Genomic DNA, 16,990 nt, shown 5'->3' with positions numbered 1-16,990 from the left:
ATGTTGAAAAGGCCCGAACCCACGCAGTTTCGGGCCTTTTTTCTTGTTTCAGATCACGCGCATCAGGTCTCCGCTAGCCCGCCTTGAATCAAGGTCAGGGCGGGGGTGCCTTTTGCGGGTTCGGGCGGTGCCTCAGCGGTTTGGCCGTTGGCCGCGATCTCGCCTTCCAGCGGCGTAAGCTTGGCCCGTTTGATGCGGAAGCGGCGTGGGCGCAGCCCGAGCGGGCCTGTCGTTGTCACCACGCCAAGGGCGCGGTCAATCTCGCCATGTGACCCAAGCAAAGGCAGAAGCAGCATCTGCCCGTCCAGCACGGCTTGGCCCTGTTGATCCGAGGTCAGATGCAGCATCAGCTTGGCCGAGCGGGTAAAGACTTGTTCCACCTCGCTCATCAATCTTGTGCGCTCGCTTAATTCGAAAAAGGCGCGGATCGGCAGGCCGCGCACCTCCATCCCCATCAAATCGGTCAGATGCGTTCCCCCAAGCCTGAGCCGCACGGTGGCGGGGCGGCTGCGTTCCAGAATGAAGATATGCGACAGCAGCCCCGTTAGATCGCGCGGGTCAAGTGCGTCGCGCGCGGGGGGCTGATGGCCCTGACAAATCCCCTCCCAATGCTGCAAAACCAGCCCCAAGCTGGGATGCATCATCGCGGCTTCATGTTGGGAGATGGCGATGACCTCGCCGCTTTGTGCTGAAAACTGCGCCATGATTACTCTTCTCTCACCTGCCCACAGAGATCACCCAAGCCGCGTTGGCGGAGGGGGTGGTTTGTGTTAACTCTTCAGAAACCTTCGTTACCGCAGGCTTAATAGTAAAATTATAAATGAAAATGCAGGGGGCAATCTCTTAAGTGGTTAACTCGATGACTGGCTATAGCGCGCGGGATGGCGCGGATCAGGATCTGTCTTGGTCATGGGAAATCCGCTCGGTCAATGCGCGCGGTCTGGATGTGCGGCTGCGTCTGCCCGATGGGTTGGGCGCGCTTGAGGCAGGGCTTCGCGAACGCGCCGGCAAATATGTGGCGCGCGGCGCGGTGTCTATCTCTCTGAAAACAGGAATGAAAAGTGGGGCGCAGGCCGCCTCGCTTGATCATGATGCCTTGGCCGCTGCCATGGCGGCCCTCTCCGAGGTTGAGGCGCAAGCGGGCGCACTTGGCCTGCATTTGGCCCCCTCCCATGCAACGGCGATCTTGGGCGTTCGGGGCGTGTTCGAGGCGACGAGCGGCCCGAATTTACCCAAACCAGACGTATTGCTGGCTGATTTCGAGCCCGTCTTGCAGAGTTTTGTGGCCAGTCGCGCCTCGGAAGGGGCAGCGCTGCTTGGCATTCTGGAGGGGCAGTTGGCGCAGATGGAAACCGCCCTTGCCGAGGCCGAAACCGCCGCCACCGCGCGCGCGCAGAGCCAAGCCGAGACCTTCCTAGCCAATGTCGCCCGCATTCTTGAGGCCAGCGATATCGAGCCTGCACGGATCGCACAGGAATTGGCCATTCTGGCGCAAAAAACCGATGTGACCGAGGAGCTTGACCGCCTCAAAGCCCATATCGCAGCGGCCAAGGCGCATCTGGCCGAAAGCGGGCCGATTGGGCGCAAGCTGGATTTCTTGATGCAGGAATTCAACCGTGAGGCGAATACGCTCTGCTCGAAATCCTCGGATCAAGCGCTGACGCGTGCGGGGCTTGACCTCAAATTGCTGATCGATCAGATGCGCGAGCAAGTTCAAAACGTGGAGTAATCATGTCCGATCCCGTTCAAACCCGCCGTGGATTGCTGATCATCCTGTCCTCGCCCTCAGGCGCAGGTAAATCAACGCTGGCCAAACGGCTTATGGCATGGGACCCGTCGCTGAGTTTTTCGGTCTCGGCCACCACGCGCGCCCCGCGCGAAGGCGAGGTGGATGGAAAAGATTACCATTTCATGAGCGAGAGCGCCTTTAAGGGTTTGGTTGCCGATGCAGCCATGCTGGAACATGCGCATGTTTTCGGAAATTACTACGGCTCACCGACAGCGCCCGTCTCCGAGGCGATCGAGGCAGGCCGCGATGTTCTGTTTGATATCGATTGGCAAGGCGCGCAGCAGATCAGCAATTCCAGCCTGCAGGATCACGCGCTCTCGATCTTTATTCTGCCGCCCTCGATCCCTGAATTGCAGCGCCGTCTGGTCAGCCGTGGGCAGGACACGCCCGAGACCATCGCCAAGCGCATGATCAAAAGCTGGGATGAGATAAGCCATTGGGCGGAATATGATTTTGTGCTGGTCAATGATGATCTCGACGCGACATTTGAAAGCCTCAAGACCATCATCGCCTCGGAACGCTTGCGCCGTGAGCAGCAGCCCGCTTTGGCAGGCCATGTGCGCAAATTGCAGGATGAATTTGAAAAGGGTCAGTCATGATTTACGCGCTGGATGGGATTGCCCCGCAAATCGCCGAGGACACATGGGTGGCCCCCGATGCCAATGTGATTGGCCGCGTTTTTCTGGAAGACGGCGCGAGCATCTGGTTTGGCAGCACCATTCGGGGCGATAATGAAGATATCCGCATCGGGCGCGGCTCGAATGTGCAGGAAAACTGCGTTTTCCATACCGATCCGGGATGCCCGCTGACGATTGGCGAGAATTGCACCATCGGTCATAAGGCGATGCTGCATGGTTGCGTGATTGGGGATGGATCGCTGATCGGGATGGGGGCGACGGTTCTCAATGGGGCTGTGATCGGCCAAGGCTGCTTGATCGGTGCAGGCGCTTTGATCCCCGAAGGCAAGCATATCCCCGATGGAAGCCTTGTGATGGGCATGCCTGGTAAGGTGGTGCGTGAGTTGGACGAGACGGCGCGGCTTGGCTTGATCCAATCGGCTGTGCATTACCAAGAAAATATGCGCCGCTTCTGCGCGGGATTGAAAAAGGTTTAATATCCCAGCCTAAAACACTGTTAAAATGAAAAAATAATCTCAATCTCAGTGTCGCCAAGTGTCAAATTCAGCTGCGCATTATGGGCCATGGCCTCTTGGCGGAGCAGCAGGAAATGCACTTCGGCAGGGCGTAGGCCATTGGCGGGCGCGCTTGTGCGATCCAGCATGCTCCAGCCCTGTTTATCGGTCAGAACCCGCGCGCCAGTGGCGTTGAGATGCCATTGCCCCTCTGACAGGCGTGACACGGTGATATCGCCCCCCATCGGCAGGGCGGATTCGGCACAGGCGATCATCAGGAACCCGATCTTTGTTTCAGCGCGGGGCAGATCGGTTTCGGCGGTCCAAGTGACATCCAGCCGCCCGCTATCATAGAGATCGGACAGGATGGTGCGCGCCTCGCGCAAAGATGTCATTTGGCCCTGTTGCGATGCGCCAAAGGCCATGCGGAAAAAGCGCACCCGCGCTTGCGCATCACGCACGGCATCGGAAATCAATTCCATCTCGGGGCTTTGCTGGCCGCCTGTCATGCCAAGCAGTTCAACCCCATTGCCGATTGCGCCCAATGGGTTCACAAGGTCATGGCAGAGCCGCGAGGCCACCAAAGCCGCGAGAGCGCCATCCTCGTTCAAAGGGGCGAGATCATTCATGAAAGGGATCCCTCAATGTCCGAGGAAATGAATTCACTTCTGGAGCCGGGCATGTTTGTGCGCCATCCCAACCAGCCCGATTGGGGTCTGGGGCAGGTGCAATCCAATATTGGGGGCAAGGTGACTGTGAATTTCGAGAATGAAGGCAAGGTCGTGATCGATAGTCGCAGGATCATGCTTCTCATGGATTTCGATACCTGAATTGGGCGCATATAATCCCGCAAACCTACTCAGCAGATGGTTAACAGAAGGCTAACGCGGCCGGAGAAACTTGCCTAAGCGCCCGCCAATAGGGTAGCAGCAGGGGGAAAACGGGGGCAAACCTCGCGGGAAACGAAATGCGGATGGGGCATGCAGATCGAAGATAGCCATTTTGAATTGCGCTTGGCTTGCGATGACAGCGATCTGCGCGCGGCACAGCGCCTGCGCTATCAGGTTTTTGTTGAGGAACTGGGCGCGGGTGGTGATCTGGTGGATCATGATGCGCGGCTGGAGCGCGACCGCTTTGACCCCTATTTCGACCATTTGATGCTGCTTGATCGCCGCCGTGACGCGGAGGATCAGGTTGTAGGCGTCTACCGCATGATGCGCGCTGAGCAGGCGCGCGCGGCGGGGCAGTTTTATTCCGAAGGCGAATATGACCTTGAGCCGTTGAAATCCTCAGATCGCAGCTTGATGGAATTGGGCCGCTCCTGCGTGCATTCCGAGTATCGCGGAGGCATCGCCATGGTGCATCTGTGGAAAGGTCTGTCTGCCTTTATGACCGATCACGGGGTTGAGGTGATGTTCGGGGTCGCCTCGCTTAAAGGCACCGATCCTGCCGCCTTGGCCGCGCCCTTATCCTTGCTGCATCACCGCCATCTTGCACCTGCCGCCCTGCGCGCGCAGGCCCGTGCGCCCCATGGAGTAGCGATGGATATGATCGCGCCTGAGGATCTGGATTTCGTCGCAGCCGCACGTGGGGTGCCCGCGCTGATCAAAGCCTATCTGCGCATTGGCGGTTTTGTGGGGCAGGGCGCTTGGATTGATCGCGCCTTCAATTGCACCGATGTCTGCCTGATCGTGGATACGGCCGTGATCAGCGAGAAACACCGCGCCTTCTACGCCAAAGGTGGTGCTGCATGAGTGAGGCTTGGGTGCCGCCACCCGCGCCGCCCGCCCGCGCATTGGGGTTGCGCGATTGGTTACGGGTCGTCGCGCGCGGGCTGCCATCATTGCTGCTGCTTTTGATCGCTTTCCCGAGCCTTTTGCTCCTACGCCTGCCTGAGCAGGCGATCTGGGGCATGAACAGGCCGCTGACGCCATGGATCACGCAAACCGTCTGCATCCTGATCTGCCGCTTTTTGGGCCTCCAGCGCCATGTCACAGGCCAGCCCATGCCGCAACGCGGGGCCTTTGTTGCCAATCATACAAGCTGGCTTGATATTCTGGCGCTAAATGCATCGAAACGCATGTATTTTGTTGCCAAATCCGAGGTACATGCCTGGCCCGGAATCGGCTGGCTGGCGCGGGGCACGGGCACCGTTTTCATCGAGCGCAACAGGCTGCGCGCCAAGGCGCAGCAGGCCCTGTTTGAAGAGCGCCTGCAGGCAGGGCATAAATTGCTGTTTTTCCCTGAAGGCACCTCGACCGATGGATTGCGGGTGTTGCCCTTCAAGACCACGCTGTTTCAGGCCTTTTTCTCGGATGCTTTGCGCGATGCGCTGCATATCCAGCCCATATCCCTGCGTTATCAAGCCCCCCAAGGCGAGGATGCGGCCTATTACGGCTGGTGGGGGGATATGGATTTCGGGTCAAACCTGATCAAGATTTTGGCGACCCAAGGCCAAGGCCGTGTCGAGATCACCTATCACGAGGCGTTAAGGGTCGCGGAATTTGCCGATCGCAAGGCTTTGGCACTGGCATGTGAGGCGGCCGTGCGGGCGGGCTTTACCCCAAAGGCGCCATAAGCGCGCCAAGCGCGAGGGCTGCATCCTCTTGCCGCCAAATCTCTTCCCCCACGGCGAAGAAATCGGTGACGGGGGCGAGGGTTTCAACCAAGTCTGTGGTCAGCGCGCCTTCGGCCACCACGGGCAATTCGATCATCTCGGACCACCAAGCAAACAGCTCAGCCTCGGCTTTGGAGCCATCGCCAAGGGCCGTGTCGCCCACAGGGCCAAAGGCGATGTAATCGGTTCCAGCCTCGCCTGCGGTCATGCCGTCATGGCGCGATATGGCGCAAAACGCACCTACGATTGGATCGGCCCCCAAGGCTTTGCGGGTGGCGCGAATGCTGCGGGAGCCATCTGTCAGATGAACACCATCAAGCCCAAGCTTTTCAACCATTTGCAGATGATTGGTGATGACCAGCGGAATATCACGGGCATGGGCAATCTCGCGCAGATGATCACCCGCGCGCGACAGCGTATCTTCATCGCTGGTGGCCAAGGCCAGTCTCAGGCAGGCGATCTCATGGGTGTCGAGCACGGCCGATAAACGGGTGCCAAAGGCCTCCAGCTCGAAAGCGGGCGGTGTCACGAGATAAAGCTGCGGGCGGTCTTGACTATCCATGGGGGCGGTTCCTGATGCGTGGTGGCGCCTCAATACTGGGAAGGGGCGGGTGGTTCAATGCTTGGTGTGGCGCAAGACTTGCGGGGATGCGCGCCGCGCGCTATGGCGCTGGCCATGACTGAGCCTTGTTTCATCCTTGTGCGTCCGCAAATGGGCGAGAATATCGGCGCGGCGGCACGCGCCATGTGGAATTTCGGCCTGAGCCATATGCGCTTGGTCGAGCCGCGCGATGGCTGGCCGAATGAGCGCGCCGTGGCGCTGGCCTCGGGGGCGGCGGGCAAGGTGCTGGACAATGCGGGCGTTATGCCAAGCACGGCCAAGGCGATTGGTGATTGCACCTATGTCTTCGCCACCACCGCCCGACAGCGTGGATTGACCAAACCGATCGTAAGCCCCGAGCGCGCCATGGCCGAGGCCCGCGCCATCCATGCCCAAGGGGGCAAGGTCGGGGTCTTGTTCGGGCCTGAGCGTGCAGGGCTGGAAAATGAGGATGTGGCCCTTGCCAATGCGCTGATCTCGGTGCCGGTGAACCCAGACTTTCCCTCGCTCAACCTCGCGCAATGTGTGTTGCTTTGTTCCTATGAATGGCAGCGTCTGAGTGGCGAGGTCGAGGATATGGTCATGGAAATGGCCAAGACCGATTTCGCCACGGGGCAGGATATCGAGAAACTGGGCGATCATTTCGAGGAGCGCTTGGGCAAGGCGGGCTTTTTCTTTCCCGAGGAAAAAGCGGCTTATATGAAGATTAATTTACGCAATCTTTGGGCGCGATTGCCGCTGACGCGGGCGGATGTTCAGATGTTGCATGGCGTGTTGCGCCAGATGGTCAGATGGGCCGAGCGGAAATAACCTGTATTTGGGGGCTCTGCCCCCGCCACCGCTTGCGCGGCGCCTCCCCCGAAGTATTTGGCAAGCAAAGATGATCACGGGGTTGCTTGGGTCAGCTTGTCGCGCGTGCTTGAAGCGAAAGCCGCTGCGCGATAGGTCTGGCGCAACGATCAAAAAAGGGTGGGGCGCATGTCCAAGAGCCGCAATATTTTCGAAGATGTTTCCCAAACAGCAAAGCCTGCCGCAACGCCGGGCGGTGTGAGCCGCGATCGCGGGCAGGGGCGGCGCTGGACGCGGGCCTTTGTGATGGTGCTGTTTGCGATGGTCGCGATCATGATCGCCATTGGCGGCATGACGCGATTGACGGATTCAGGCCTGTCGATCACGGAATGGGCGCCGATCTCGGGCGCGGTGCCACCTTTGAATGAGGCTGATTGGCTGTCGGAATTCGAGCTGTATCAGCAGACCACCGAATATCAGGAGCAAAATCGGGGCATGAGCCTTGATGAGTTCAAATATATCTATTTTTGGGAATGGGGTCATCGCCAATGGGGGCGGATGATCGGGCTTGTCTGGGCGCTTGGCCTTGGAGCTTTGCTGCTGAGCAAATCGGTGCCTGTCGGCTGGACGGGACGCTTGGTGATCTTGGGCGCTCTGGGAGGGCTACAGGGCGCTGTGGGGTGGTGGATGGTCTATTCCGGCCTCGCACCTGGCATGTTTGATGTGGCCTCCTACCGTCTGGCGACCCATTTGGGGTTGGCCTTCTTCATTCTGGCGCTGATGGCGTGGTATATTTTGCTGCTCAGCCGCGAAGAAGGGGCTTTGATGCAGGCGCGTCGCGGCGCGGATCGCAAGCTCAAGGGGATGTCGACGGGGCTGATGCATCTGGCCTTTGTGCAAATCCTGATCGGGGCCTTGGTGGCGGGGATTGATGCAGGGCGCAATTATATCGATTGGCCCTTGATGGCCGGCGGCTTCACACCACCCGGCATGTGGGCGATCGAGCCTTGGTATCGCAACCTTTTTGAAAATGACGGCACGGTGCAATTCATCCATCGCATGGTTGGCTATGTGCTGTTTCTCTTTGGCATTGGTGTGTGGTTTGCCTCGCGCAAATCGGGCAACCCGCATACGCGCCGCGCCTTTGATTGGGTGGCGGTCATGATGCTGGCGCAGATGGTGATCGGGATTGTCACGGTGATGAATTCTGCCCCTGTCGCCTTGGCGCTGGCGCATCAATTGGGCGCGGTTGTGCTGATCGTGTTGATTATGCGGGCGCGGTTCGTGTCGATCTACCCAATCCCCACCTCTGTACGGGAGGCGTAAGCCCATGTCGAACCACACAGCCCTAGACGCGCTTCTGGATTATGCCAGCCAGACCGAGGCCCTGAGCCAAGTGGCAGGGCGGCTTGGTTGGGATCAGGAGACCGTGATGCCCCGCGGCGCGGCCCGCCAACGCTCCGAGGAGATGGGAGCGATGGCCGCCATGCTGCATGAGCGTCGGATGAACCCGCGTATCGGCGAATGGCTTGCCTTGGCCGAGCCGCGCGATGCGGTGGATGCCGCCAAGCTGCGCCATATCCGCCGCGATTATGACCGCGCCAACAAACTGCCCGAAAGCCTTGCCGCCGAATTGGCCCGAACCACCTCGATCGCGCATGGTGTCTGGGCCGAGGCGCGGGCCAATGATGATGTCGCGGCCTTCCTGCCGATGCTGGAAAAAGTGGTCGATCTGCGCCGCCAAGAGGCCGCCTGTCTGGCCAATGGTGGTGATCTCTATGACGCGCTGGTCGATGATTACGAGCCCGGCATGACGGGCGCTGAAATCGCGGCGATGTTTGACCGTATGCGCCCCCGCCTTGTGGCGCTGCGCGAGGCAATCTTGGGCAAGCCCGCGCCCAAAGCGCTGGCGGGCAATTTCGCCCATGATGCGCAACTGGCGCTGACCAGCAAAATCGCCACCGCCTTTGGCTATGATCTGAGCAAGGGCCGCATCGATCTGGCGGTACATCCTTTCAGCTCGGGTTCAGGCTCGGATGTGCGTATCACCACCCGCGTCTCTGAGGACGATCCCTTCGGCGCGCTTTATTCCACGATCCATGAAGTGGGCCATGCCTGCTATGAGCAGAATATCGACGCAGATTATGCGCTGACCCCTTTGGGGCAAGGCGTGTCGATGGGGGTGCATGAAAGCCAAAGTCGCATCTATGAAAACCAGCTTGGCCGCTCGAAACCCTTCACAGGCTGGCTCTTTGATCGCATGGGCGAGAGCTTTGGCAATTTGAATATCGACAGTGCCGATGGGTTCTTTGCCGCCGTCAATCGCGTGGCCTCAGGCTATATCCGAACGGAAGCCGATGAGGTGCATTACAATCTCCATGTCATGCTGCGCTTTGATCTGGAGCGCGCCTTGATCAAGGGGGATTTGCAAGTGGCCGATATGGAAGCCGCATGGAATGACCGCTTCAAAGCCGATTTCGGGCTGGAGGTGGACAGGCCCTCAAACGGTATGTTGCAGGATGTGCATTGGTCCGAGGGGCTGTTTGGCTATTTCCCGACCTATAGTCTGGGCAATGTCTATGCAGGCTGCCTGCATCAAGCGATGCGCAAAGACCTGCCTGATCTCGACGCTGATCTGGGTCAAGGCCAGCTTGCCCCCGCCACGGGATGGTTGCGCGAAAAGGTTCAGCGTTTTGGAGGTTTGAAAGAGCCGCGTCAAGTGATCGCTGATGCAGTCGGCGAAATCAGTGAGGCCCCGCTTCTTGAGTATCTCGAAGCGAAATTCGCCTCGATTTACGACCTCTGATCATCTTTGCTTTAAAAATACTTGAAAACGGGGCGTGGGCCTCGCCCGCGCGCCCCGCTATCCCCTTTGAAACAAGCTATTGCGTCCAAGTCGGGTCGCGCTTTTCGATGAAAGCGGCGATCCCTTCCTCGGTGTCGCTCTCAAGCATGTTTTCCACCATGACAGCGCCCGTGAACTCATAGGCTTGATCCAAGGGCATCTGGATCTGGTCATAAAAGGCGCGTTTGCCGATACGCACTGCGCGGCCCAATTTACCCGCGATCTGTTCGGCCAAGGCACGGGTCTTAGCCGCAAGCTCGGCCTCGGGGACCACGCGGTTGACCAGCCCCAATTCCTTGGCGCGGCTGGCATCGATGAAATTGCCCGTGACCAGCATTTCCATCACCTGTTTGCGCGGCATATTGCGCGACAAAGCCACCATCGGGGTGGAGCAGAACAGCCCGATATTCACCCCGTTCACCCCGAAACGCGTGCCCTCGGCGGCCACGGCGAGATCACAGCTTGCCACCAATTGGCATCCCGCCGCCGTGGCAATGCCATGGGTTTGGGCGATTACGGGCTGGGGCAGGCGGGGGATCATTTGCATCACCTCGCCGCAGCGCGCGAAGAGATCTCCAAAATCCGCCGCCCCGCCATCGGGGGATTGCCGCTTGGCCGTCATTTCCTTGAGGTCATGGCCCGCGCAAAAAGCTTTGCCTGTGCCGCTGATCACCACAACCCTTTGGCTCTCGCTCTCTAACAAATCGCTAAATTCGGCCTTCAGGCGGGCCAGCATCGCATCGGAGAGGGCATTCAGGCTGGCAGGCGCGTTCAGCACCAAATGGGTGATTGCGCCGTCATCTTTGCGGATCAGGATATCGTCACTCATCGGCTTCTCCCTTGCCAAGCCTGTAAAAACCTATGAAACCTTAGGCCCAAAGGGAGAGGCAGGCAATGCGTGAGACAAAAGACGTAACGATGGATAAGGCCGCTTTGCAGGCGTTTCTGGCATCGGATTTTCCTCAGGTCAGCGAAGATTTCCAGATCGAGGAGGTGCAGCCCAATCAGGCCCGCATCCGTCTGGTGATCTCGCCGCAGCATCTCAGACCGGGGGGCACTGTTTCAGGCCCTGCCATGTTCGCTTTGGCAGATGTTTCGGTCTATCTGACGGTTTTGGCAATGATCGGGCCGAAAGCCTTGGCGGTGACCACGAATTGCTCGATTGATTTTATGCGCAAACCCGCCGCAGGGCGCGATCTGATATGTGAATGTCGTCTGCTCAAACTGGGCCGTGTGCTGGCGGTGGGGGATTGTTTGATCTTCTCGGAAGGCAGTGACACGCCCGTGGCGCGGGCCACCATGACCTATTCCATCCCGCCCGAGCGCTAAGCCACAGCCGAATTGCCCTTAGGCGGGCGAGCGCCTAGACTGACCCAAAGGGCAATGACGGCCCGAGAGATAGGAAACATAATGGCTCTGATCCTTGATTTGCCACGCAATGAAGCGGGAATTTCGACAGCAATCGGTATTTTGCAGCAGCGCTTTGGCCCGCGTTGCGAAACGGGCGGCTCCCTGCGGGAGCAGCATGGCCACACCACAACATGGCTCCGCACCCAAGCCCCTGATGCGGTGGTCTTTGTGCAAAGCACCGAAGATGTGGTGGCGGTGGTCGAGGTCTGCGCCGCGCATGGCGTGCCGATTATTCCCTTTGGGGCAGGCACCTCGCTTGAGGGGCATGTAAATGCGCCAGCGGGCGGAATATCAATTGATTTCAGTCAGATGAATGCCATTCTTGATGTACATGCCGAGGATATGGATGCCGTGATCCAGCCCGGTGTGACGCGCAAGGCGCTGAATACGCATCTGCGCGATACGGGGCTGTTCTTCCCCGTTGATCCAGGCGCGGATGCCTCGCTTGGCGGGATGGCTGCGACCAATGCCAGCGGCACCAATGCGGTGCGCTATGGCACGATGAAGGACAATATCCTTGCGCTCAAAGCGGTTCTGCCCTCGGGCGAGGTGGTCAAGACCGCCGCGCGGGCGCGCAAGACCAGCGCGGGCTATGACCTGACGCGGCTGATGATCGGCTCGGAAGGTACGCTTGGCCTGATCACGGAATTGACCGTGAAATTGCAAGGCACGCCCGAGGCGATTTCGGCGGCAACCTGTTCTTTCGCCACGGTCGAGGAGGCCTGCAACGCAGTGATCATGACGATCCAATACGGGCTTCCGGTGGCGCGGATCGAATTGCTGGATGCGCTGACCGTCGAGGCGGTGAATGCCTATTCCAAGCTCAGCCTACCTGTCTCGCCGCTTTTGTTGCTGGAATTTCATGGCAGCGATGCCAGCGTCAAGGAACAAGCCGAAACCTTTGGCGATATCGCGCAGGAATTTGGCGGATCGGGCTTTGTCTTCACCACCCGTGAGGAAGAGCGCAACCGCCTCTGGCAGGCGCGCCATGACACCTATTGGGCGAGTCTGGCCCTGCGCCCTGGCTGTAAGGGCTTGTCGACAGATGTTTGTGTGCCCGTCAGCCGCTTGGCCGAATGCGTGACCGCTGCGCAGGATAAGGCGTTGGAATTGGGCTTTAAGGCACCGATTGTCGGCCATGTAGGGGACGGAAATTTCCATGTGCTTTTGCTGATTGATGTGGATGACAATCAGGAATTGGCGCGGGCCGAGAATTTCATCGGCTGGTTGAATGATCTGGCGATCTCGATGGATGGCACCTGCACGGGCGAGCATGGGATCGGGCAGGGCAAGGCCGACTATCTTGAGCGTGAATTGGGCGCGCCTGCCATGGCGATGATGGAGGCGATCAAACATTCGGTCGATCCGCAGAATATCTTCAACCCCGGCAAGATGAGGCTTCCTTTTGGCTGATCACCGCCCCGCGAATTTCGGCGTGCCCTCGGCGCATCTGGAGCCGCATCTGTCCAAGCGAACGGGCTGGCTGAGGGCGGCTGTGATGGGCGCGAATGACGGTATTTTATCAACGGCCTCGTTGATTGTCGGGGTGGCAGCTGGCGGCGGCACGCAGGCGCAGATTGTGCTGGCAGGTGTCGCGGGCATGGTCGCGGGCGCGATGTCGATGGCGGCAGGGGAATATGTCTCGGTCTCGTCGCAAGAAGATGTCGAGCGTGCCGATATTTTGAAAGAAATTAAAGAGTTGGAGGAAAACCCTGAAGGGGAATTGGCGGAGTTGGTCGCGATCTATGAAGAGCGTGGCCTCAGCCGTGAATTGGCCGAACAGGTGGCAGCCGAGCTGACCGCGAAAGACGCGCTCGGCGCCCATGTGCGCGACGAGATCGGGTTAACGGATCTCTCGCCGCCACAACCGATACAGGCGGCACTTGTATCGGCTTTGACCTTTGCAACAGGGGCCATGGTGCCGCTTTTGGTGGGAAGTTTTGCCCCGCTTCAGACGATCAAATGGAGCGTTGGTGGCGCGACCTTGCTGGCATTGGCCGCCCTTGGGGCTTTGGGAGCCCATGCAGGCGGCGCGCCCAAGCCGAAAGCGGCCTTGCGCGTTGTGTTCTGGGGCGCAACGGCGATGGCGGCCACCGCTGGCATCGGTGCTTTGGTGGGGATGTCGCTTTAGGGGCGTTTCGATTTCACAATAGCGCCGCTGACATCGGAACGATCTAGGGGCGCTGCCCCAAAGGCTGTTGCCCTGAGGGCTACAGCCTTTTCCCCGAAGTATTTGGCAAGCAAAGATGGATCAGGCCGCAGCCGCCAGAAGGGTTGCATTGCCGCCGGCGGCGGTTGTGTCGATGCAGATATGACGCTCCAGCGTGAGGCGAGGGGTCGGATCAGCCTCAAGGATCAGTGGGATCAGCGCGCCCTCGCGGGCGGCGAGCGCCGTTGCATAGGCCCGTACTGTTTCTGCGTCCCCCCAATAAATCACCGCATCAAAGCCTGTGAGTTGGGTCAGAGCTTCGGGGGCGAGTTGGCCTTCGATCCCTCTGGGTCCGGTCCCTGTCGCGATGACCAGCGTGGTGCAGCCAACGGCTTGGGCCATGCGGGCTTGGGCCTCGGCAAGAGCAGCATCGGGGCCAAGGCAGAGCACGCGGCCGCGCGCATAGGTGGAGAGGCGGTTTGATTCCCCCGTGGGCCCTGGAAGGGGTTGGGTGGACAGCGCGGTTTGCAAAGGTGGGTCGAGCCTGTCGAGTGCGGATTGGACGGCTGCGACATCGGCTGTCTCGCCCTTTGCGGCAGGCGCGCTTTGAAGCCTTTGCTGCGTGAAACGCGGCAGATAGCTGGGGCCACCCGCTTTCGGGCCTGTGCCCGAAAGCCCCTCGCCGCCAAAGGGTTGGCTGCCGACAATCGCCCCGATCTGGTTGCGGTTCACATAGATATTGCCTGTCTTGAGCCGTGCCGAGACCTCCTGCACGCGGTCATCAATGCGGCTATGCATGCCAAAGGTCAGGCCAAAGCCGCGCGCATTGATCGCATCCACCACTTTTAGCATATCCTCGGCCCGATAGGTCGCAACATGCAGCACAGGGCCGAACACCTCGCGCTCGAGGCCCGCGATCCCGTCTTGCAGGGAAATCAGGGCAGGACCTACGAAATGGCCTGCTTCCGGGGTTTCAAGCTGTTTGATCAAACGGGTTTGACTGCGGGCCGTCTCAATATGGGCTTGGATATCGGCGCGGGCCAAATCTGAGATCACAGGCGCGATATCGGTTTTCAGCGACCATGGATCGCCCACCACCAATTCATCCATCGCGCCTTTGAGCATTTCGAGGAAAGGCTCCGCGATGTCCTCTTGCACATAGAGCATCCGCAGTGCCGAGCAGCGCTGGCCTGCCGATTGGAAGGCGGAGGTCACGATATCGCGCACGGCCTGTTCGGGCAGGGCGGTGGAATCGACGATCATTGCATTCAGGCCGCCTGTCTCGGCAATCAGCGGGGCCGAGGGGTCCATGGCTTGTGTCATCGCGCGGTTGATGCGCTGTGCGGTCGGGGTGGAACCTGTGAAGCAGACGCCATTGATCCGCGCATCCGAGGTCAGGGCCGCACCCACTACGGAACCTTTGCCGGGCAGATATTGCAATGCGCTGACGGGCACGCCCGCCTCATGCAGCAGTTTGACGGCCCAAGCGCCCGTCAGGCTCGTGGTCTCGGCGGGTTTGGCCAAGACGGCGTTGCCAGCGGCCAAAGCAGCGGCGATCTGGCCTGTGAAAATCGCTAAGGGGAAGTTCCACGGGCTGATACAGGTGAAAATGCCGCGCGCAGGCGTGGTGAGGTTTTGCGCCTCATCGGCGTAATAGCGCAGAAAATCAACGGCTTCGCGCAGCTCGGCGATGGCATCAGATGGGGTTTTGCCTGCCTCGCGCGCCAGAAGGGCAAAGAGCTCGCCGAAATGGTCCTCATAAAGATCGGCCGCGCGTTTGAGGGCGGCTGCACGCGCAACGGCGGGGGCCTCCCATGGGGTGGCGACTGCGATGGCGGCCTCGATATCCTCAGGGGCGGCCTCGATCACCTCGCCCACCATCTGGGTGGGGGCAGCGGGCGAGGTGATGGCCACGCGCTCAGCGCCTTTATGGGCTGTCGCGAGCATAGGGGCGGCCTGCCATGTAGCGCTCATGAAGGGCGCGCGGGCGGCTTCGATCTCGGCCAAATCGGTTTCGTCATGCAGATCAAAGCCACGCGAATTCACGCGCGCGCCGAAAAGCTGGTCGGGTTTGATCACGGCGATGTTCTCGCCTGAATTTTGCAAATCGGCGAAAGGGTCGGAGGCCACCACATGGGCGGGCACATCATTGTCCAGCACCTGATTGACGAAGGAAGAGTTTGCGCCATTTTCCAGCAAGCGCCGCACCAGATAGGCCAAGAGGTCACGATGCGCGCCCACGGGGGCATAGATGCGGCAGCGGGTGGCGTTGTTTTTGAGAACGATGTCATGCAAGGCCTCGCCCATGCCATGAAGGCGTTGGAATTCAAAGGCTTGCGGGTCATCGGCCATTTCGATGATGGCGGCGACTGTATGGGCGTTATGGGTGGCGAATTGCGGGTAAATGCGGTCAGTCAGCCCCAGCAATTTGCCCGCGCAACAGATATAGGCGACATCCGTGGCGGTCTTGCGGGTATAGACGGGAAAGCCCGCAAGGCCTTCGACCTGCGCGCGCTTGATCTCGGTATCCCAATAGGCGCCTTTGACCAATCGCAGCATGATTTTGCGGTCATGGGTTTCGGCCAAAGCATGGAGCCAGTCGATCACGGCGGGCGCGCGCAGACCGTAAGCCTGCACCACCACGCCAAACCCGTCCCAGCCCGCCAGCCGCGGGTCTGACAAAAGCGCCTCGATCACATCAAGGGACAAATCCAGACGATCGGCTTCCTCGGCATCGATATTCAGGCCCATGCCCGCCTCTTTGGCCAGGAGGCACAACGCCATTGCGCGGTCAACCAACTCGCTCATCACGCGGTCGCGCTGGCCCACCTCATAGCGGGGATGCAGGGCTGACAGCTTGATCGAGATGCCGGGATTATTGCGGATATCATCGCTGGTGCAGCGCGGGGCGATCTCGGCAATGGCATTGCTATAGCTAGCGAAAAACGCATCCGCATCAGCCATGGTCATCGCGGCCTCACCCAGCATGTCATAGGAATAGCTATAGCCTTTGGTTTCCATCTTGGCGGCGCGCTTTTGCGCCTCTTCCATGGTTTGGCCAAGCACGAATTGGCTTCCCATCTCGCGCATGGCGCGGCCAACGGCGGCGCGGATCACAGGCTCGCCCACGCGCCGCACAGCGCTGCGCAGAACCGAGGCCATGCCTTCCCCATCTTGCAGCACCTTGCCCGTCAGCATCAGCGCCCAAGTGGAGGCATTGACCAGCGAGGAGGAGGATTTGCCCAAATGCGAGCCCCATTCTGAGGGCGCGATCTTGTCTTCGATCAAGGCATCCATTGTTTCGGCATCAGGCACGCGCAAAAGCGCCTCGGCCAGACACATCAAGGCCACGCCTTCCTGCGTCGAGAGGCCATATTCCGCCAGAAAGACCTCCATCAAACCGGGGCGGGTATCGGCGCGCATGGCTTCGACCATCTTTGTGCCACGCTCAGACGCGGCTTTGCGTGTCGCAGGGGTAGGGCCGTTGCCTGTGATCAATCGGTCCAAAATGACATTTTCATCTTCCAGATGATCGGCACGAATGCTGGCGCGGATATCGGCAAGTTTGGTCATTTTGGCACCTTTCCATAGTGAATTATCTATCTGTAAGGCAAAGCTTTCAGGAAGGGCGCCTTGACTCTTCTTCCCAAAAGGAAAA

At 59.7% G+C, this 16,990-nt stretch carries 17 protein-coding genes; 12 read left to right on the top strand and 5 right to left on the bottom strand.

What is annotated here, in order from left to right:
• Positions 1-62: 62 nt before the first annotated feature.
• Positions 63-704, bottom strand: a complete 642-nt coding sequence (locus ACTYEO_RS10605) for a PAS domain-containing protein (RefSeq protein ID WP_449323718.1) — start codon at positions 702-704, stop codon at positions 63-65.
• 155 nt (positions 705-859) lie between these two features.
• Between ACTYEO_RS10605 and ACTYEO_RS10600 the strand changes: the two genes are divergently transcribed.
• From ACTYEO_RS10600 to ACTYEO_RS10590, 3 genes are read left to right on the top strand one after another with little or no spacing between them, the layout of a single operon-like run.
• A complete protein-coding gene (locus tag ACTYEO_RS10600; protein ID WP_449323717.1) occupies positions 860-1,729 on the top strand; it encodes a YicC/YloC family endoribonuclease in 870 nt (289 codons plus the stop codon).
• Between the two features lie 2 nt (positions 1,730-1,731).
• Positions 1,732-2,388, top strand: coding sequence for a guanylate kinase (gmk, locus tag ACTYEO_RS10595; RefSeq protein WP_449323716.1), 657 nt, complete (start codon positions 1,732-1,734; stop codon positions 2,386-2,388).
• On the top strand, positions 2,385-2,903 hold the full coding sequence (locus ACTYEO_RS10590; RefSeq protein ID WP_449323715.1) for a gamma carbonic anhydrase family protein: 519 nt from the start codon (positions 2,385-2,387) through the stop codon (positions 2,901-2,903). The genes gmk and ACTYEO_RS10590 overlap by 4 nt, the downstream gene beginning before the upstream one ends.
• A 20-nt stretch (positions 2,904-2,923) precedes the next feature.
• Here ACTYEO_RS10590 and ACTYEO_RS10585 read toward each other — a convergent pair whose 3' ends face one another.
• A complete protein-coding gene (locus ACTYEO_RS10585; RefSeq protein WP_449323714.1) occupies positions 2,924-3,550 on the bottom strand; it encodes a histidine phosphotransferase family protein in 627 nt (208 codons plus the stop codon).
• A gap of 15 nt (positions 3,551-3,565) precedes the next feature.
• Here ACTYEO_RS10585 and ACTYEO_RS10580 point away from each other — a divergent pair, with 15 nt between their 5' ends.
• The 3 genes from ACTYEO_RS10580 to ACTYEO_RS10570 all read left to right on the top strand — a co-directional run bounded on the left by ACTYEO_RS10580 (position 3,566) and on the right by ACTYEO_RS10570 (position 5,499).
• Positions 3,566-3,751 (top strand): DUF3553 domain-containing protein, encoded by a 186-nt coding sequence (locus ACTYEO_RS10580; RefSeq protein ID WP_449323713.1) that lies wholly within the window; start codon positions 3,566-3,568, stop codon positions 3,749-3,751.
• Between the two features lie 150 nt (positions 3,752-3,901).
• Complete coding sequence (locus ACTYEO_RS10575) at positions 3,902-4,675, top strand: GNAT family N-acetyltransferase (RefSeq protein ID WP_449323712.1); 774 nt, start codon at positions 3,902-3,904, stop codon at positions 4,673-4,675.
• A complete protein-coding gene (locus ACTYEO_RS10570) occupies positions 4,672-5,499 on the top strand; it encodes a lysophospholipid acyltransferase family protein (RefSeq protein ID WP_449323711.1) in 828 nt (275 codons plus the stop codon). Before ACTYEO_RS10575 ends, ACTYEO_RS10570 begins: the two co-directional genes overlap by 4 nt.
• Here the strand turns inward: ACTYEO_RS10570 and ACTYEO_RS10565 are convergent.
• Positions 5,480-6,100, bottom strand: coding sequence for a thiamine phosphate synthase (locus ACTYEO_RS10565; protein WP_449323710.1), 621 nt, complete (start codon positions 6,098-6,100; stop codon positions 5,480-5,482). The two genes, ACTYEO_RS10570 and ACTYEO_RS10565, sit on opposite strands and share 20 nt — an antisense overlap.
• A gap of 114 nt (positions 6,101-6,214) precedes the next feature.
• Here ACTYEO_RS10565 and ACTYEO_RS10560 point away from each other — a divergent pair, with 114 nt between their 5' ends.
• From ACTYEO_RS10560 to ACTYEO_RS10550, 3 genes are all read left to right on the top strand, one after another.
• Complete coding sequence (locus ACTYEO_RS10560; RefSeq protein ID WP_449323709.1) at positions 6,215-6,949, top strand: RNA methyltransferase; 735 nt, start codon at positions 6,215-6,217, stop codon at positions 6,947-6,949.
• Between the two features lie 168 nt (positions 6,950-7,117).
• Positions 7,118-8,254 carry a heme A synthase gene (gene ctaA, locus ACTYEO_RS10555; RefSeq protein WP_449323708.1) on the top strand — a complete coding sequence of 379 codons (1,137 nt, stop codon included), beginning with the start codon at positions 7,118-7,120 and terminating at the stop codon, positions 8,252-8,254.
• A gap of 4 nt (positions 8,255-8,258) precedes the next feature.
• Entirely contained in the window at positions 8,259-9,734 is a 1,476-nt protein-coding gene (locus tag ACTYEO_RS10550; RefSeq protein WP_449323707.1) for a carboxypeptidase M32, read from the top strand.
• A 76-nt stretch (positions 9,735-9,810) separates the two neighbouring features.
• Here the strand turns inward: ACTYEO_RS10550 and ACTYEO_RS10545 are convergent, their stop codons facing one another.
• A complete protein-coding gene (locus ACTYEO_RS10545; protein ID WP_449323706.1) occupies positions 9,811-10,602 on the bottom strand; it encodes an enoyl-CoA hydratase in 792 nt (263 codons plus the stop codon).
• 65 nt (positions 10,603-10,667) lie between these two features.
• On the opposite strand from ACTYEO_RS10545, the gene ACTYEO_RS10540 reads away from it, so the two are divergent.
• From ACTYEO_RS10540 to ACTYEO_RS10530, 3 genes are all read left to right on the top strand, one after another.
• A complete protein-coding gene (locus ACTYEO_RS10540) occupies positions 10,668-11,102 on the top strand; it encodes a PaaI family thioesterase (RefSeq protein WP_449323705.1) in 435 nt (144 codons plus the stop codon).
• Positions 11,103-11,183: 81 nt separating this feature from the next.
• Positions 11,184-12,596, top strand: coding sequence for an FAD-binding oxidoreductase (locus ACTYEO_RS10535; RefSeq protein ID WP_449323704.1), 1,413 nt, complete (start codon positions 11,184-11,186; stop codon positions 12,594-12,596).
• Entirely contained in the window at positions 12,589-13,314 is a 726-nt protein-coding gene (locus ACTYEO_RS10530) for a VIT1/CCC1 transporter family protein (RefSeq protein WP_449323703.1), read from the top strand. The genes ACTYEO_RS10535 and ACTYEO_RS10530 overlap by 8 nt, the downstream gene beginning before the upstream one ends.
• Positions 13,315-13,434: 120 nt before the next feature.
• Here the strand turns inward: ACTYEO_RS10530 and putA are convergent, their stop codons facing one another.
• Positions 13,435-16,905: a bifunctional proline dehydrogenase/L-glutamate gamma-semialdehyde dehydrogenase PutA gene (gene putA / locus ACTYEO_RS10525; protein ID WP_449323702.1), complete on the bottom strand. Its 3,471-nt coding sequence runs from the start codon at positions 16,903-16,905 to the stop codon at positions 13,435-13,437.
• Between the last annotated feature and the right edge of the window lie 85 nt (positions 16,906-16,990).

The sequence above is a fragment of the Rhodophyticola sp. SM2404 genome (assembly GCF_053570515.1).
Note: the sequence above shows the minus strand (reverse complement) of the source record. Positions and strands in the feature narration are given on the sequence as shown.

Coding starts and splice junctions, on each gene's coding strand:
- ACTYEO_RS10605 (WP_449323718.1), bottom strand. CDS start 704: ATGGCGCAGTTTTCAGCACAAAGCGGCGAGGTCATCGCCATCTCCCAA.
- ACTYEO_RS10600 (WP_449323717.1), top strand. CDS start 860: ATGACTGGCTATAGCGCGCGGGATGGCGCGGATCAGGATCTGTCTTGG.
- gmk (WP_449323716.1), top strand. CDS start 1,732: ATGTCCGATCCCGTTCAAACCCGCCGTGGATTGCTGATCATCCTGTCC.
- ACTYEO_RS10590 (WP_449323715.1), top strand. CDS start 2,385: ATGATTTACGCGCTGGATGGGATTGCCCCGCAAATCGCCGAGGACACA.
- ACTYEO_RS10585 (WP_449323714.1), bottom strand. CDS start 3,550: ATGAATGATCTCGCCCCTTTGAACGAGGATGGCGCTCTCGCGGCTTTG.
- ACTYEO_RS10580 (WP_449323713.1), top strand. CDS start 3,566: ATGTCCGAGGAAATGAATTCACTTCTGGAGCCGGGCATGTTTGTGCGC.
- ACTYEO_RS10575 (WP_449323712.1), top strand. CDS start 3,902: ATGCAGATCGAAGATAGCCATTTTGAATTGCGCTTGGCTTGCGATGAC.
- ACTYEO_RS10570 (WP_449323711.1), top strand. CDS start 4,672: ATGAGTGAGGCTTGGGTGCCGCCACCCGCGCCGCCCGCCCGCGCATTG.
- ACTYEO_RS10565 (WP_449323710.1), bottom strand. CDS start 6,100: ATGGATAGTCAAGACCGCCCGCAGCTTTATCTCGTGACACCGCCCGCT.
- ACTYEO_RS10560 (WP_449323709.1), top strand. CDS start 6,215: ATGACTGAGCCTTGTTTCATCCTTGTGCGTCCGCAAATGGGCGAGAAT.
- ctaA (WP_449323708.1), top strand. CDS start 7,118: ATGTCCAAGAGCCGCAATATTTTCGAAGATGTTTCCCAAACAGCAAAG.
- ACTYEO_RS10550 (WP_449323707.1), top strand. CDS start 8,259: ATGTCGAACCACACAGCCCTAGACGCGCTTCTGGATTATGCCAGCCAG.
- ACTYEO_RS10545 (WP_449323706.1), bottom strand. CDS start 10,602: ATGAGTGACGATATCCTGATCCGCAAAGATGACGGCGCAATCACCCAT.
- ACTYEO_RS10540 (WP_449323705.1), top strand. CDS start 10,668: ATGCGTGAGACAAAAGACGTAACGATGGATAAGGCCGCTTTGCAGGCG.
- ACTYEO_RS10535 (WP_449323704.1), top strand. CDS start 11,184: ATGGCTCTGATCCTTGATTTGCCACGCAATGAAGCGGGAATTTCGACA.
- putA (WP_449323702.1), bottom strand. CDS start 16,905: ATGACCAAACTTGCCGATATCCGCGCCAGCATTCGTGCCGATCATCTG.